This window comes from Microbacterium sp. Y832, from assembly GCF_057669765.1.
Window position 1 is genome coordinate 326,890 of sequence record NZ_JBYHFM010000004.1, and the last position, 14,721, is coordinate 341,610.

The window sequence follows — 14,721 nt, forward strand, 5'->3', positions numbered from 1 at the left end:
CTCAGTGGAAGGGGCAGCGGATGCGACCGCCCGACCGCGGCTGGGTCGGCACCCGTCGCAGATTGACCTCCGCGAAGGCGACGAACCGGGCCACGGCGATGCGGTCTCAGGTGCCGGAACGGTCGGCCGTGTCCGGGTGATGGAGGAAGTACGTGGTCCGGCGGATGGGCGTGGCGGGTACTTCCGCGGCACGGTCGGCTCGACGGCGGGCGTAGAACACGAAACCCAGCCCGGCAGCTATCAGAAGGATGGAGAGCGTGGCCGTGGGGGCTTCCGCTCCACTCTCGGCAAGTTCAGGAGGCGCGGCATCAGTGTTGCCGCCTGCTGCTGCCGCTGCCGCTGCCGCTGTCGCTGCTGCTGCTGCTGCTGCTGCGACGGTAACCGTGTACGTGGCAACCGCGTCTGGGGCGGTGCCGTTCGAAGCGGTGATGTCGAATGTGTAGGTTCCGGCGACGGTGGGTTCTCCGGCGATCGTGCCCGTCGTGGCGTCCAGCGTGAGGCCCGGCGGGAGTGCGCCGCTGGAGGTTGTGAATGTGACGGTCGGTGTCCCAGACGCGGTGATCGTGTGCGAGTAGGTGTCGCCGACGGTGCCGGCCGTCGGTGCGGCGGATGTGATCGCGGGGCTCGTGCTCACCTCTCCGGCCGGGGCGCAGCCGGTCGGTGTGGTGATGGTGTTGGTGTCGAGCGTGACGGCGCCGGTTCGAGCGAGCAGGCGGCCCGCAATGGTCGCCCCCGTCTGTGCGGTGACGGATTCGTTGGCCATGACGGTCCCGACGAACTGGGCGCCGGGCTCGATCGTCGCGGAGCTGCCGATCTGCCAGAACACGTTACACGCGCTGCCACCACCCGTCACGGTGATGATCGAACCGGAGCTGATAGTCAGCGTCGACGCTGCTTGGAACACCCATACCGATTCCGCCGTGCCTGCCAGCGTCAAGGCGCCGGTGAGGGATAGTGCGCCTCCCGAATAAACCCCCGGTGTCAGTGACTGTCCGGTGAGGTCGCCCAGCCCGGTTGCGGTCGGAGTCAGGCTGGCTGCAATCCCGTACGCCGTCGTCAGGTCTACCTGCGCTTGCGCTGCGACCGCGTCGGTGGCATGGATGGTTCCGTTCACGATCCCGGGCCCGAATCCCGTGATCGCGGAGCCAGGGCTGAGGCCCAGGTCGCCACTGAGAGTCGAGGGTCCCGTGTTCGTCACTGTCGATGCGCCAAGAACCGAGAATGGCGCGGCGGTGCCGAGATTGACCGGACCGTCGATCTTCGTGTCCGCAAACGCCGCCGTTCCAGGCAGGAGCATCAGGGCGACGAGGCCCGCGATGACGGTGGTCAGGGCTGAACGTGAGGGGGGCTTGACCAAATTATTCGATCTCTTTCGCTAGGGGTAACAAAGATCGTCAACCAAGGTCAACAGCATCTCCGTCTAGCCCAGATCTAGCACTCATTACCCGCCCGCGCCGAGGATCGAGCAGAAAGTCTACCTGATCGTGACGTTTGAGGACACGGCTGGCGATCCGTCGATGGGTGGTGTCGCGAGCGCTCAGTGGAAGGGGCAGCGGATGCGCCCCCCGGAGCGCGGCTTGGTCGGCAGCCGTCGCAGATTCACGTCGAGACCCTCGCCCAGAATGGTCAGTCGCGGGTCGCTGAGGGTCGCGACGGCGGCGGCGAGGCCGGCGATCGCGAGCTTCTCGCCGGGGCACCGGTGGCCATCCGCAACCGTTGCGCCACCGTGCGGCACGAACGCGGCGAGGGCCTCGTAGTCCTCGACGCCGACGAAGCGCTCGGGGTCGAATTCGTCGCCGCGGTCCCACGAGCGGTCGTCCGTGTCGGTGCCGAGGATGTCGAGCACGACGCGTCCACCTGCCGCGAGTTCGAGACCGTCGAGCTCGACGTCGGTGAGGGCCCAGCCCGGCAGCATCGGCACGAAGGGCGAGGTGCGGCGGATCTCCTGCGCGAACGCCGTCGCGAGGGGACCGCCCACCAGCGAGCCCCGCTCCGATGTCTCGGCGGCGATTCGTTCGCGCCATTCGGTGTGATCGTGCAGTCCCTTCGCTGCGAAGGCGACGAAACGGGCCACGGCGATCATGGGCCGCAGGCCATTCTGCAGCTCCACCCCGGCGAGCTTGGCAGGCAGGCGCTTGCCGGCCGGATCCCGGTGCCACGCCCATTCGTGCAGCGCCGTGCCCTCCGCAGCTTCGAGGCGACCCTCGCGGACCGCTTCGATGAGGCGCGCGGCGTGCCGGTCGGACCAGACCCGGTTCACCTGCGCGAGAACGAACGACGGCGAGTAGGGCGCGCCGAAACCGTCGACGATCTGCGCGAGCCGAGCGGCCCAGCGCGTCTGGGCGTCCGGCGTGCCGGGCAGCCCGGCCCAGCGCATGATCGCCCGCCCGAAGGCGTCGACCGCCGCGTCATAGGCACTGCGCTCGCCGCCGGCGAGCCACGCGTCGAGCTCGAGCTGCCATTCCTGGTCGAGGAGTGGCGTCAACCGCTCCACCTGCGCGTCTTCATAGGCGACGTCGACGAAGGTCGCCTTGCGGTGGCGGTGCTCCGCTCCGTCGAGGCTGTGCAACGAGTCGCTGCCGAAGAGCGTGTTCTGCACGATCTTCGGCATCGCGCCGTGCCGGGCGATGCGCTCGTCGTCGTAGAACAGGGCGACGCCCTCGGCGCCGCGCACGAGCATCGCGTCCTGGGCGAGCAGTCGCATCGGCGCCGACCTGGCGCCGTCGCGCACGCGGCTCCAGATGTGCGCGCTGAGGCCGAAGCCCCGCACGAGCAACGACGCGCCGTCTTCACGAAGGGGATGGGTTGAGGGCTGGTCGGTGTCGAACATCCCGTCACGATGCCAAAGGCCGAAGCGGCTCTCCAGGGGGCGAGGTCTTGTGGCGGCGTGTGCTATCGGCGCGCGTCCGCTCAGGCGCGGGCGAGCGCGTCCTCGAGCGCGACCCACGCGAGCATGGCGCACTTCACGCGCGCGACGTAGCGCGAGACGCCCGAGAGGGCGGCGGCATCCAGGTAGACGTCCTCATCGAGCGGGATCGCGCCGCGCGAGCGCAGTGCCGTGCGGAATCCGTCGATCAGGGCGGATGCCTCGGCTCGCGGCAGTCCTTCGGCGAGCTCGCTGAGCATCGAGGCGGAGGCTTGCGAGACCGAGCAGCCGGCGCCGTCCCACGTGACGTCGCGGATGGTGTGCCCGTCGTCGTCGAGCCGGACGCGCAGTGTGACATCGTCGCCGCACACCGGGTTGTGCTGGTGCGACGTGGCGTTGCGCCCGACCTCGTCGGCGAGCCCTTTGCCGCGCGGACGCTTGGAGTGATCCAGGAGCAGCTCCTGGTACAGCGCTTCGAGGCCGCTCATGCGCCGACTCCGAAGAACGGCCGCACGTCCGCGACGGCGTCGAGGAACACGTCGATGTCGTCCTCGGTCGTGAAGACCGACGTCGATGCCCGCACCGACGCCGTGAGAGCGAATCGTGCGTGCAGCGGCTTGGCGCAGTGGTGCCCCACGCGCACCGCGACACCGCGGTCGTCCAGGAACTGGCCCACGTCGTGCGCGTGCACACCCTCGACGTCGAACGCCGCGATCGCGATGCGCTCGACCCCGGCGGCATCGCCGAGCAGCCGCATCCCGTCGATCCCGCGCAGTCCTGCGAGCATGCGCTGCTCGAGCCGGCGCTCGTGGGCCAGGACATTCTGCATCCCGAGCCCGTCGAGATAGCGCACGGCGGCGGCCAGGCCGATCGCCTGTGAGACGGGCTGCGTGCCGGCTTCGAACTTCTGCGGCGGCGGCAGGTAGCCGGCCTCGTCGAGGGTCACGGTCGTCACCATCGATCCGCCCGTGAGGAAGGGCGGCAGGTCTTCGAGGACGTCGGTGCGCCCGAGCAGTCCGCCGACGCCGTACGGGCCGAGCATCTTGTGGCCGGAGAACGCCGCGAGGTCGACGCCGAGCTCGGCGAAGTCGACGGGCAGGTGCGGCACCGACTGGCACGCATCCAGCACCGTGAGCGCGCCGACGGCTCGGGCGAGCGCGGCGATCTCGGCGACGGGATTGACGATGCCGAGCACGTTCGAGACGTGCGGGAACGCCACGACGCGCGTGCGCTCGCCGATGACGGATGCCGCGACCTCGAGGTCGAGCGTGCCGTCATCGCGCACGGGGATGTGGCGCAGCACAGCGCCCGTGCGAGCGGCGAGCTCTTGCCAGGGGATGAGGTTGGCGTGGTGCTCGGTCTCGGTCACGACGAGTTCGTCGCCCGGGGTGAGGGCGAACCGCGCACTGCCGCGCCCCGCCGTGGCGTTGCCGATCGCGTAGGCGACGAGGTTGAGGGCAGCCGTCGCGCCGCTCGTCCACACGAGCTGGCCGGGGCGCGCCCCGAAGAATCGGGCGACGGTCGCGCGGGCGTCCTCGAACAGCTCGGTCGCCTCAGCGGCGAGGGTGTGTGCGCCGCGGTGCACGGCGGAATTCGCCCGGACGAGGAAGTCGACCTCGGCGTCGAGCACGACCTGCGGCTTCTGGCTCGTCGCTCCGGCGTCGAGATAGACGAGGGGCTTGTCGTTGAGGGTCTGCGACAGGATCGGGAAGTCTGCGCGCACAGCGGCGACATCGAAATCGGTCGTCGTGGCGGGCATTCCTCCAGGCTACGCCGGATCTCGTGATCGAAGGCCCGGGCCGCAGTCGGTCAGATACCCGTCAGCCGAGGAACTCCCGCGCGGCCACGACGAGCGCGTCGACGCCGTTCTCGAGGGTCGGGTGCAGCACGGGCGCATAGAACGGGGAGTGGTTGGTGGGGATGTCGCTCGCGATCGTGCCGGCTGCCGTGGCCGTCGCGTAAGCGTCGGGGTCGACACCGCCCCAGAACCAGAACACGAGGGGCGCACCGGATTCGCGGGCGAACCACGAGACGTCCTCACTGCCGGTGTACATCCCCGGGTCGGTGACGGTCCCCTCGCCGAAAGCGCGGTCGAACGCGAGGGTCAGCCGCGCCGTCGCGGCGACGTCGTTGATCGTCGGGGGCAGCGAGTGGATGGTCGTGAAGGTGGGTTCCTGCTCGGCTCCGGATGCCTGTGCCTCGGCCCGCACGATGCGCTCGACCTTCTCGAGCACGGCGGCGCGGGCGGTGTCGTCGGGATACCGCAGGCTCAGCTCGAGGCGCGCCTCGGCCGGGATGATGTTGTTCTTCAGGCCCGCGTGGATCGAGCCGACCGTCACGACGGCGACATCGCGCGGGTCGACTTCGCGCGAGACGATCGTCTGCAGTCGCATGACGGTCGCCGCCGCCATGACGACGGGATCGATCGTCGAGTGCGGCCGCGACCCGTGGCCGCCGCGGCCGAACAGCGTCACCGTCACACCGTCGGATGCCGCCATCTGCGTGCCGCTGCGCACGCCGATCGTGCCCGCCGGCAGCGGTGTCACGTGCTGGCCGAGGACGATGTCCGGCCGCGGATACCGCTCGAGCACGCCGTCGGCGATCATCGCTTGCGAACCCGCGCCGTACTCCTCTGCCGGTTGGAAGACGGCCACCACGGTGCCCGACCACTCGTCCTTCGTCGCGACGAGCCGCTCGAGCGCGCCGATCAGGGCGGTGACGTGCATGTCGTGTCCGCACGCGTGCATGACGGGCACATCGAGACCCGAGGGGTCGACGCCGCGGGCCGTGGAGGCGTAGGGGAGTCCGGTCCGCTCTTCGACGGGGAGGCCGTCCATGTCGGCGCGCAGCCACACGACGGGGGCTTCTCCGTTGCGGATCACGGCCACCAGGCCCGTGCGGCCCACGCCCTGTTCGACCTCGAGCCCGAGATCGGCGAGGTGTCGCGCGATGACACCCGCCGTGCGGGTCTCTTGGAAAGACAGCTCCGGGTGTCGGTGCAGGTCGATGTACAGCGCTTCGAGGTCGATGGCCATGGCGCCGAGCCTACGTCCGTGCCCCGCGGGCCGACGGTCTCAGCAGGGCGCGTCAGAGCCGCGCGGTCGAATCGCGGACGATGAGCTCGTACGGAAGCCGGGCGGGGTCGTGCGCACGCCCCGGCGCTTCGAGCTCGTCGAGGAGCACCTCGGCGGCCCGCTCGCCCTGGCCGCGAGGAAACTGGTCGACCGTCGTCAGTCGGAAGAACTCGCTGTGCTCGTGACCGTCGATGCCGATGACCGACAGATCCTCGGGCACGCGGCAGCCGAGTGCGCGGGCAGCCATGAGCGCGCCGATGGCCATTTCGTCCGACGCGGCGAAGATCGCCGTCGGGCGCACACCGGGGCGTTCGAGCAGCTGGCGGGCCGCCGCGTAGCCCCCTTCGATCGTGAAGTCGGCGGGTTCGTAGAGTGCGGCGCGGGCCGGGATGCCGGCATCCGAAAGCGCCTGCTCGAACCCGAGGCGGCGACGCGTCGGGATGTGGAAGTCGATGTCGAACTCGGGGCTCGCGCCGATGTGGGCGATGTCGCGGTGACCGAGGCCGAGCAGGTGCTCGGTCGCGAGTCGCGCGACCGAGACGTCGTCGACAGTGAGAGTCGTCAAGCGCGGGTTCGGTCCGCCGATCGCGATGACGGGAAGGCCCAGCTCGGAGAGGCGGTCGGTTTCGGCCTGGTCGAGGTCGAGGCCGATCGCGATGACGCCGTCGACGCGCTGCCGGCGCAGGAACGTCTCGAACACCTGGTGGCGCTCGCCGTGGTCGGCCGTGAGGCTGTAGAGCGTGATGTCGTAGCCGCGACGCATGAGAGCCGATGCGATGCCGCTCAGCACCGTCGAGAAGAACCAGCGATCCAGGAACGGCACGAGCACGCCGATGTTGCGCGTGCGGCCCGAGGCGAGGCTCGATGCCGACGCCGAGACGACGTAGCCGAGGCTCTTCGCCGCCGCTTCGACGCGGCTGCGCGTCGCCGCCGCCACGTGGCCGCGACCGCTCAGGGCGCGCGACACGGTCGCCGTCGAGACACCCGCCGCGCGGGCGACTTCACCGATGCTGACCACGTTGTCGCTTCCTGCTGTGATGACTCAGTCGTTGATGAGCCAGACCGATGTGTCGGCGGGCAGGGCGCCGTTCGACACGTCTCCGCTCGCGACCACAACGTTTCCGGCCGGCAGCGGGATCGGATGTGCGCCGACGTTGGCGATGACCGTGATGTCCCCGTTGCGGAACGCGATGACGTCGTCATCGAAACCGTCGAGCCACTGGAGCGAGCCCGCCCCGAGGCCGTGCGCGGCGCGCACCGCCAGCAGTTCGCGATACAGCGACAGAGTCGACTCCGGGTCCGAGGCCTGCACGTCGCGGGCGAGCGATGCCCACTCGGCGGGCTGCGGGAGCCACGATGCGCCCGTGTCGCTGAAGCCGTACGACGGGCCGTCCGCGGTCCACGGGATCGGCACGCGGCATCCATCGCGGCCGTAGCGTTCGCCGTTCGTGCGGAACCAGGTCGGGTCCTGGCGTGCGTCATCGGGGATGTCGATGACCTCGGGCAGTCCGAGCTCTTCACCCTGGTAGATGTAAGCCGAGCCGGGCAGAGCCAGCATGAGGGTCGTAGCAGCGCGCGCGCGGCGCAGCCCCACGTCGGCGAGCGGCTTGCCGGGGGACTTCGGGCCGATGCCGTGACCCTGCGGGTTCTCGGCGGTCAGCGCGAGACGCGACGCGTGGCGCACGACGTCGTGGTTGGACAGCACCCAGGTGCTCGGGGCGCCGACGGCGCCGTAGGCCTCGATCGAGCGGGTGATGACGGCGCGCAGCGCCGGTGCATCCCATCCCGTCTCAAGATAGGAGAAGTTGAACGCCTGGTCCATTTCGTCCGGCCGCACCCACAGAGCGGTCTTCTCGGGCGTCGAGAGCCATGCTTCAGCACACAGCGCTCGGTCGCCCGCGTACTCCGCGACCAGCTCATGCCAGTCGCGGTATATGTCGTGGACGCCCTCCTGGCCCCAGTACGGCACGTCGTCGGCTTCGCCGCCCATCGAGCCCCCCGCAGGGTCGGGCGTGTAGTCCGGCAGACCCTCGGCCTTGACGAGTCCGTGCGCGACATCGACGCGGAAGCCGTCGACACCACGGTCGAGCCAGAAGCGCAGGATGCGCCGGAATTCGGCGCGCACCTCTTCGTTGGACCAGTCGAAGTCGGGCTGCGACGAGTCGAACAGGTGCAGGTACCACTGGCCGGGGCTGCCGTCGGACTCGGTGATGCGCGTCCAGGCGGGGCCGCCGAAGACGGACTCCCAGTTGTTGGGGGGCAGTTCGCCGCTCTCGCCGGTGCCGTCGCGGAAGATGTAGCGCGCGCGCTCGGGGCTGCCGGGCGCGGACGCGAGGGCCTCCTGGAACCAGACGTGCTGGTCCGAGGAGTGGTTGGGCACGAGGTCGACGATGAGGCGGATGCCGCGCGCATGACTGGCCTCGAGCATCGCGTCGAAGTCGGAGAGCGTGCCGAAGAGCGGGTCGATGTCGCAGTAGTCCGAGACGTCGTAACCGGCGTCCTTCTGTGGGGAGCGCTGGAACGGGCTCAGCCAGATGGCGTCGATGCCGAGGGCCGCGAGGTCATCGAGCCGTGCCGTCACGCCGGGAAGGTCGCCGATGCCGTCGCCGGAGCTGTCCGAGAACGAACGCGGGTAGATCTGGTAGATCACCGCGGTGCGCCACCACTCGTCTCCGGCGGGGGATTCGATAGGCTCGGAGAGATCTTTCGACGTCATCGGACCAGGATAGTGCAAGCGCTTACATATCCGCCGATCCGGGTATCGTAGGCGGGTGACTGCAGCCCTCGCCCGTGCCGAATCGCTCATCCGCACGATCCCGGATTACCCCGAACCGGGCGTGATCTTCCGGGACATCACGCCACTTCTGGCCGATGCCGCGGCGCTGCGCACCGTCATCGACGCGATGATCGAACCCTTCGAGGGCCAGTTCGACATCGTCGCGGGTGTTGAAGCGCGCGGGTTCCTGCTCGCCGGCGCGGTCGCCACGGTCGCCGAAGTGGGCCTCGTGCCGATCCGCAAAGCGGGCAAGCTTCCCCGGCCCGCGGCGTCGGTCTCGTATTCGCTCGAGTACGGCACGGCCACGATCGAGGCGCACGACGACATCGCGCCCGGAACACGCGTGCTGCTGGTCGACGATGTGCTGGCGACGGGCGGCACGCTGCAGGCCGCGCACCAGCTCGTGCCGGCGCTGGGCGGGATCGTCGTCGCGACGAGCGTGCTGATGGAGCTCACCGCTCTCGGCGGGCGCCCGCTCGTGCCCGACACACACGCCGTCTTCACGGCCTGACGTCAGGTGCGGATCACGACGTTCAACGGCTCGTCGCCGGTCCGCACCCGATCGATCTGAGCGCGCAGCAGCGCCGTCATGCGTGGCTGCATCGCGTCGGAGTGACCGCCGACGTGCGGCACGATGAGGGCTCCTGGCAGCGACCACAGCGGGTGGTCGGCAGGCAGTGGCTCGGGGTCGGTCACATCGAGCGCAGCACGCAGGCGTCCGGACTCGACTTCGGCGACGAGCGCATCCGTGTCGATGAGCGATCCGCGCCCCACGTTGACGACGAGCGCGCCATCGGGCAGCGCGGCGAGGAAAGCCGCGTCGACCATGCGGCGGGTCGCGTCTCCTCCCGGCAGGGTGAGGATCACGACCTCGGCCTCGGGCAGCAGCGCGGCAAGCTCGTCGACGCCGTGCACGGCAACGCCGTTCTCGTCGCGGGCGCGAGAGGCGACGACGGTCACCACGGTCTCGAAGGGCGCGAGCCGAGCAGCGACGGCTTTGCCCACGCCGCCGTAGCCGAGCAGCAGCACGCGCCGATCGGCCAGGCTGCGCGTCTTCTCGGGCGCCCAGCGGTGCGCGTCCTGCGCACGCACGAACTGCGGCAGGCTGCGCTGAGCCGCGAGCGTCAGGGCGAGGGCGAGTTCGGCTGTCGACGTCTCGTGCACGGATGCGGCGTTGGCGAAGACGACACCGGGCGGAAGCAGACGGGCGAACCCGTCGTATCCGATCGACTCGCCCTGCACGAGTCCCACCGAGACGCGCTGCAGGCGGCCCAGCACTCGGGTCGTCGCCATGTAGGGCGGCATGACGATGTCGAAGTGGGCGCGCGGGGCGGGCTCTTCCATGGACCAGACGACGATCTCGACATCGTCGGGAAGGTCGCTGAGATCGTCGGCGAACTCCTGCGTGGGAACACTGATGACGAGGGGGCGGGTCACCGCTCCACGATATCGAGATGCCGGATGCCGCGGGCCAGGCGGCTGTGCCTCAGACGACTGCGCCCACGACGGCGGCGATCGCCGACGTGAAGAACGGCAGGCCGTCGACGCCCGAGCGCATCGCGGCGGGGGTGTTCGGGCCGAAGCCCTCTTCGACGGCGTGCTCCGGGTGCGGCATGAGGCCGACGACATTGCCGCGCTCGTTCGTGATGCCGGCGATGTCGCGCAGCGACCCGTTGGGGTTGACGCCGACGTAGCGGAAGGCGACGAGGCCTTCGCCTTCGAGACGGTCGAGCTCGGACTCCGAGGCGATGTAGCCGCCGTCGGCGTTCTTGAGCGGGATCGTGATCTCCTGGCCCGCCGTGAAGTCGCTCGTCCACGCCGTGTCGGCGTTCTCGACCCGCAGGCGCTGGTCGCGGCGGATGAACTGCTGGTGGGCGTTGCGGATCAGGCCGCCGGGCAGCAGGTGAGCTTCGACGAGCATCTGGAATCCATTGCAGATGCCGAGGATCGGCATGCCTTTCGCCGCGGCATCCGACACTTCGGTCATGATCGGCGCGTGAGCCGCGAGCGCGCCGGCGCGCAGATAGTCGCCGTAGCTGAAGCCTCCCGGCAGAACGAGCGCATCGACGCCGTCGAGGTCGTGCGAGCCGTGCCACAGGGCGACGGGTTCGCCGCCCGCGACGCGGATCGCGCGCTGCGCGTCGCGGTCGTCGAGCGAGCCGGGGAAGGTGATGACCCCGACGCGGGCGGTCATTCCACGACCTCGATGCCGACGACGTCTTCGATGACGGAGTTCGAGAGGATCTCGTCGGCGATGCGTCGGGCCGTGGCGAGCGTCGCGTCGTCGACCTCGCCCTCGACGGTGAGCTCGAAGCGCTTGCCGATGCGGACGCCGGTGATGGCGTCGACGCCGAGTCGGCTCAGCGCACCCGATACCGCCTTCCCCTGGGGGTCCAGCAGCTCGGCCTTGGGCATGACGTCGACGACGATGGTGGGCATGACGGGGCTCCGATGTCGCGGGGCGGGGGACCCTCACAGTCTACGGGGGCGCGCCCTACCCACCCGGCGTCCCCGCCGCAAGCTTCCGTCGCCGGACCCAGAACCGGGCTCTTGCGTTCGTGGGAGCGCTCCCGTAGTGTGGGCGCCACTTCGTGGGAACGCTCCCATGAACGACCGGCCGCCGGACTATGGCCGATCCCGCACGTAGCATCAACCGACCTGACAAACACAAAGGAGTGACAGTGAACACTCGTGCCATCCGCAGGGGCGCCGTGGCCGTGGCCGCCCTCTCAGCGACCGCCATGGTCCTCGCCGGCTGTTCCGGCGGGGGCGATTCGTCCGATTCCGGGGCCGACGGCGACGTGACCCTCACGCTCGCGACCTTCAACGACATGGGCTACACCGACGAACTCCTGGCCGAGTTCACCGAAGAGACCGGCATCAAGGTCGTGCACAACAAGGCGGCGACCTCGAACGATGCCCGCGCGAACTTCTTCCAGAAGCTCGGCAAGTCCGGCCTCGGCGACGTCGAAGCGGTCGAGATCGACTGGTTCCCCGAGATGATGCAGTACTCCGACCTCGTCGCCCCCGTGCCCGACGATCTGAAGGGCCGCTGGCTCGACTGGAAGGAGGCCGCCGCGACCGACGCCGACGGCAACCTCGTCGCGTACGGGACCGACGTCGGGCCGCAGGCCGTGTGCTACCGAGGCGACCTGTTCGAAGCGGCCGGACTGCCCAGCGACCGCGAAGCCGTCGCCGAGCTCTTCCCGACATGGGATGCCTTCTTCGAGGTCGGCGCCGACTACGTCGCCAAGACCGGCACGCCGTTCATCGATTCGGCCAACTCGGTCCTGCAGGGCCTCGTCAACCAGCTCGAGTTCGCCTACGAAGAGCCCGACGGCGCCATCATCGCCGCCGAGAACCCCGAGATCCGCGCCGCGTACGACACCGTCGTCGACAAGGCGATCCCGATCGCGGCGTTCCCTGCCCAGTGGGGCGACGACTGGTACGCGGCCATGGCCGGCGGCGAGTTCGCCGCCATGCTCTGCCCGCCGTGGATGCACGGCATCATCGCCGGTGAAGCGCCCGAGGTCGCGGGATGGGACATCGCGAACGCCTTCCCGGACGGCGGCGGCAACTGGGGCGGCTCGTACCTCGTCGTTCCCGCCAACGGCGCCAACGTCGAGGCCGCCCAGCAGCTCGCCGACTGGCTGACCGCTCCCGAGACGCAGCTCAAGGCGTTCGTCAACGCGGGCACCTTCCCGAGCCAGCTCGAGGCGCAGTCCAGCACCGACCTCACCGGCTACGTCAACGAGTACTTCAACGACGCCCCGACGGGTGAGATCGGCATCGATCGCGCCAACGCGATCGAGGTGTCGACCTTCAAGGGCCCGAAGTACTTCCAGTACCACGACGCCCTTCAGAACGCGATCACGCGCGTCTTCGACGGTCTCGAAGACAAAGAGAAGTCCTGGAACAACTGGCTGACCGAGATCTCGGCCTTCTGACACGGTCGCTGACCGATTGACCGGCGGGGGCGGATGCCACCACGCGGCGTCCGCCCCCGCTCCTCACCCTCTCGACGACGACGACGAAGGACGACTGTGACCGCGACGGGCACCATCAGACCGAGGGCCGAGGCCCCCACTGCAGGCAAGGCACCCCGAGTGATCTCGTTCTCCCACCGGCTGAGCCGCTGGGACGTGAAGATCTCGCCCTACCTGTACATCTCACCGTTCTTCATCATGTTCGCCGTCGTCGGGCTGTTCCCGATCGCGTACACCGCCGTCATCTCGTTCATGGACTGGGATCTCGTGCGCAATTCGGGTGAGTTCGTCGGGTTCGACCAGTACATCTGGATCCTCACGCAGCCGCACTTCTGGACGGCGATGCGCAACACGTTCAGCATCTTCCTGCTGTCCTCGATCCCGCAGTTGATCCTCGCGGTCTTCATCGCCGCCGTGCTCGACCGGAACATCCGCGCGAAGACGTTCTGGCGGATGAGCGTGCTCGTGCCGTTCGTCGTCGCCCCCGTCGCCGTCGGGCTCATCTTCAACGCGATCTTCGCCGACCAGTCGGGGCTTGTGAACTCGTGGCTCGGCGCGATCGGCATCTCGGCGATCCCCTGGCACGTCGAGCCGTTCTGGAGTCACGTCGCGATCGCGACGATGGTGAATTACCGCTGGACCGGCTACAACGCCCTGATCCTGCTCGCCGCGATGCAGGCCGTGAACCGGGACTACTACGAGGCGGCCACCGTCGACGGCGCCGGCCCGATCCGTCAGTTCGTCAACATCACCCTGCCCTCGCTCAAGCCGACCCTCATCTTCGTCATCATCACCTCGACGATCGGCGGGTTGCAGATCTTCGACGAGCCGCGCGTGTTCGACCAGTTCGGCCGTGGCGGCGCGGGGCAGCAGTGGCTCACAGTCACCCTGTACCTCTACGACATCGGCTGGGGGCAGTGGAACTTCGGCCGCGCGGCGGCGATGGCGTGGATCCTGTTCGTCGTCATCCTGCTCATCGGCCTCGTGAACCTGCTCGTCACACGCACGCTGCTGCGCGATGAAGGGCTGCGCTCCGAACTCACCAAACGTCAGCTGCGCGAGCGTGCGCGAGAAGCGAAGAAGAATGTGGGAGCCCGGCCATGAGCACACTCGGAACACCCACGCCGCTGGCCGTCGTGGAAGAGAACATCCCCAACGCCGGCCGCCGCCGCCGGGGCGCCCGAACCACGCGCATCCGCGGTACCCGACCGGGATTCTGGGCGTACGCGACACTCGCGGTCGTCTTCCTCTCGGCGATCTTCCCCCTCTACTGGTCGTTCATCATCGGATCGGGTGATGCCACGACGCTGCGTCGACCGTTCCCGTGGATCCCCGGTGGCAACTTCATCGACAACGCGGTCTCGGTCCTGAACAACCCCGCCGTGAACTTCTGGGGAGCGCTGTGGAACTCGATCTACAGCTCGTTCCTCATCGCCTCCGCCGTCGTGATCACCTCGACTCTCGCCGGATGGGCGTTCGCGAAGCTGCGGTTCCACGGCGGTGCGGGTCTGCTCGTCTTCGTCGTGGCGACCATGGCCGTGCCACAGCAGCTCGGCGTCGTGCCGCTGTACATCCTGTTCGCCGAGCTCGGATGGACGGGCCAGATCGGGGCCATCATCATCCCGGCCCTGACAAGCGCGTTCGGTGTGTTCTGGATGACGCAGTATCTGCGCCAGGCCGTGCCGAACGAGCTCATCGAGGCCGCGCGCGTCGACGGAGCGACGATGTTCCGCACGTTCCTCACGGTGGGTCTGCCCGCTGCGCGCCCGGCCGCCGCGATGCTCTTCCTCTTCACGTTCGTCGGCGCGTGGAACAACTTCTTCTGGCCGTTCATCGTGCTCGATCGCCAGAACCCGACCCTGCCGGTGGCGCTGTCGCTCCTGCAGTCCAACTACTTCGTCGACTACTCCGTCGTCCTCGCCGGTGTCGTCCTCGCCACCATTCCGCTCCTGCTGCTGTTCATCTTCGCGGGCAAGCAGCTCGTGAGCGGCATCATGGCCGGCGCCGTGAAGGGATAGC

Annotated in this window: 14 protein-coding genes; 4 read left to right on the forward strand and 10 right to left on the reverse strand. The window is 69.1% G+C overall.

Translation table 11 applies throughout. The features are described 5' to 3' along the window. Window positions 1–106: 106 nt before the first annotated feature. The 7 genes from AC25YV_RS10150 to AC25YV_RS10180 form a co-directional block, all read right to left on the reverse strand. Window positions 107–1,297: an ice-binding family protein gene (locus AC25YV_RS10150; protein ID WP_488123815.1), complete on the reverse strand. Its 1,191-nt coding sequence runs from the start codon at window positions 1,295–1,297 to the stop codon at window positions 107–109. A gap of 240 nt (window positions 1,298–1,537) precedes the next feature. Further along, window positions 1,538–2,830, reverse strand: coding sequence for a cytochrome P450 (locus AC25YV_RS10155; RefSeq protein ID WP_488123720.1), 1,293 nt, complete (start codon window positions 2,828–2,830; stop codon window positions 1,538–1,540). Between the two features lie 80 nt (window positions 2,831–2,910). Then, window positions 2,911–3,354 carry a Fe-S cluster assembly sulfur transfer protein SufU gene (sufU, locus tag AC25YV_RS10160; protein ID WP_488123721.1) on the reverse strand — a complete coding sequence of 148 codons (444 nt, stop codon included), beginning with the start codon at window positions 3,352–3,354 and terminating at the stop codon, window positions 2,911–2,913. Then, complete coding sequence (locus AC25YV_RS10165; RefSeq protein ID WP_488123722.1) at window positions 3,351–4,625, reverse strand: aminotransferase class V-fold PLP-dependent enzyme; 1,275 nt, start codon at window positions 4,623–4,625, stop codon at window positions 3,351–3,353. Before AC25YV_RS10165 ends, sufU begins: the two co-directional genes overlap by 4 nt. Window positions 4,626–4,686: 61 nt before the next feature. Continuing rightward, window positions 4,687–5,901 (reverse strand): amidohydrolase, encoded by a 1,215-nt coding sequence (locus tag AC25YV_RS10170; protein ID WP_488123723.1) that lies wholly within the window; start codon window positions 5,899–5,901, stop codon window positions 4,687–4,689. 52 nt (window positions 5,902–5,953) lie between these two features. Continuing rightward, window positions 5,954–6,958 carry a LacI family DNA-binding transcriptional regulator gene (locus AC25YV_RS10175; protein ID WP_488123724.1) on the reverse strand — a complete coding sequence of 335 codons (1,005 nt, stop codon included), beginning with the start codon at window positions 6,956–6,958 and terminating at the stop codon, window positions 5,954–5,956. A gap of 24 nt (window positions 6,959–6,982) precedes the next feature. Then, window positions 6,983–8,656: a glycoside hydrolase family 13 protein gene (locus AC25YV_RS10180; protein WP_488123725.1), complete on the reverse strand. Its 1,674-nt coding sequence runs from the start codon at window positions 8,654–8,656 to the stop codon at window positions 6,983–6,985. Between the two features lie 55 nt (window positions 8,657–8,711). Between AC25YV_RS10180 and AC25YV_RS10185 the strand changes: the two genes are divergently transcribed. Further along, the gene (locus AC25YV_RS10185) at window positions 8,712–9,227 is read left to right on the forward strand and encodes an adenine phosphoribosyltransferase (RefSeq protein ID WP_488123726.1); all 516 of its coding nucleotides are present in this window, start codon (window positions 8,712–8,714) and stop codon (window positions 9,225–9,227) included. 2 nt (window positions 9,228–9,229) lie between these two features. Here the strand turns inward: AC25YV_RS10185 and AC25YV_RS10190 are convergent, their stop codons facing one another. From AC25YV_RS10190 to purS, 3 genes are read right to left on the reverse strand one after another with little or no spacing between them, the layout of a single operon-like run. Next, entirely contained in the window at window positions 9,230–10,153 is a 924-nt protein-coding gene (locus AC25YV_RS10190; RefSeq protein WP_488123727.1) for a 2-hydroxyacid dehydrogenase, read from the reverse strand. A gap of 49 nt (window positions 10,154–10,202) precedes the next feature. Next, complete coding sequence (gene purQ, locus AC25YV_RS10195; RefSeq protein ID WP_488123728.1) at window positions 10,203–10,910, reverse strand: phosphoribosylformylglycinamidine synthase subunit PurQ; 708 nt, start codon at window positions 10,908–10,910, stop codon at window positions 10,203–10,205. Beyond that, the gene (gene purS / locus AC25YV_RS10200; RefSeq protein WP_488123729.1) at window positions 10,907–11,155 is read right to left on the reverse strand and encodes a phosphoribosylformylglycinamidine synthase subunit PurS; all 249 of its coding nucleotides are present in this window, start codon (window positions 11,153–11,155) and stop codon (window positions 10,907–10,909) included. Before purS ends, purQ begins: the two co-directional genes overlap by 4 nt. A 242-nt stretch (window positions 11,156–11,397) precedes the next feature. Here purS and AC25YV_RS10205 point away from each other — a divergent pair, with 242 nt between their 5' ends. The 3 genes from AC25YV_RS10205 to AC25YV_RS10215 are packed head-to-tail and all read left to right on the forward strand — an operon-like array spanning window position 11,398 to window position 14,720. After that, window positions 11,398–12,663: an ABC transporter substrate-binding protein gene (locus tag AC25YV_RS10205; RefSeq protein ID WP_488123730.1), complete on the forward strand. Its 1,266-nt coding sequence runs from the start codon at window positions 11,398–11,400 to the stop codon at window positions 12,661–12,663. A gap of 33 nt (window positions 12,664–12,696) precedes the next feature. Further along, the gene (locus tag AC25YV_RS10210; RefSeq protein ID WP_488123731.1) at window positions 12,697–13,806 is read left to right on the forward strand and encodes a carbohydrate ABC transporter permease; all 1,110 of its coding nucleotides are present in this window, start codon (window positions 12,697–12,699) and stop codon (window positions 13,804–13,806) included. Next, complete coding sequence (locus AC25YV_RS10215) at window positions 13,803–14,720, forward strand: carbohydrate ABC transporter permease (protein ID WP_488123732.1); 918 nt, start codon at window positions 13,803–13,805, stop codon at window positions 14,718–14,720. The genes AC25YV_RS10210 and AC25YV_RS10215 overlap by 4 nt, the downstream gene beginning before the upstream one ends. Window position 14,721 lies beyond the last annotated feature (1 nt).

Bases quoted from the DNA above. Each gene is read 5' to 3' on its own strand.
- AC25YV_RS10150 (WP_488123815.1), bottom strand. From the start codon at position 1,297: ATGCTCCTGCCTGGAACGGCGGCGTTTGCGGACACGAAGATCGACGGT.
- AC25YV_RS10155 (WP_488123720.1), bottom strand. From the start codon at position 2,830: ATGTTCGACACCGACCAGCCCTCAACCCATCCCCTTCGTGAAGACGGC.
- sufU (WP_488123721.1), bottom strand. From the start codon at position 3,354: ATGAGCGGCCTCGAAGCGCTGTACCAGGAGCTGCTCCTGGATCACTCC.
- AC25YV_RS10165 (WP_488123722.1), bottom strand. From the start codon at position 4,625: ATGCCCGCCACGACGACCGATTTCGATGTCGCCGCTGTGCGCGCAGAC.
- AC25YV_RS10170 (WP_488123723.1), bottom strand. From the start codon at position 5,901: ATGGCCATCGACCTCGAAGCGCTGTACATCGACCTGCACCGACACCCG.
- AC25YV_RS10180 (WP_488123725.1), bottom strand. From the start codon at position 8,656: ATGACGTCGAAAGATCTCTCCGAGCCTATCGAATCCCCCGCCGGAGAC.
- purQ (WP_488123728.1), bottom strand. From the start codon at position 10,910: ATGACCGCCCGCGTCGGGGTCATCACCTTCCCCGGCTCGCTCGACGAC.
- purS (WP_488123729.1), bottom strand. From the start codon at position 11,155: ATGCCCACCATCGTCGTCGACGTCATGCCCAAGGCCGAGCTGCTGGAC.
- AC25YV_RS10210 (WP_488123731.1), top strand. From the start codon at position 12,697: ATGCCACCACGCGGCGTCCGCCCCCGCTCCTCACCCTCTCGACGACGA.
- AC25YV_RS10215 (WP_488123732.1), top strand. From the start codon at position 13,803: ATGAGCACACTCGGAACACCCACGCCGCTGGCCGTCGTGGAAGAGAAC.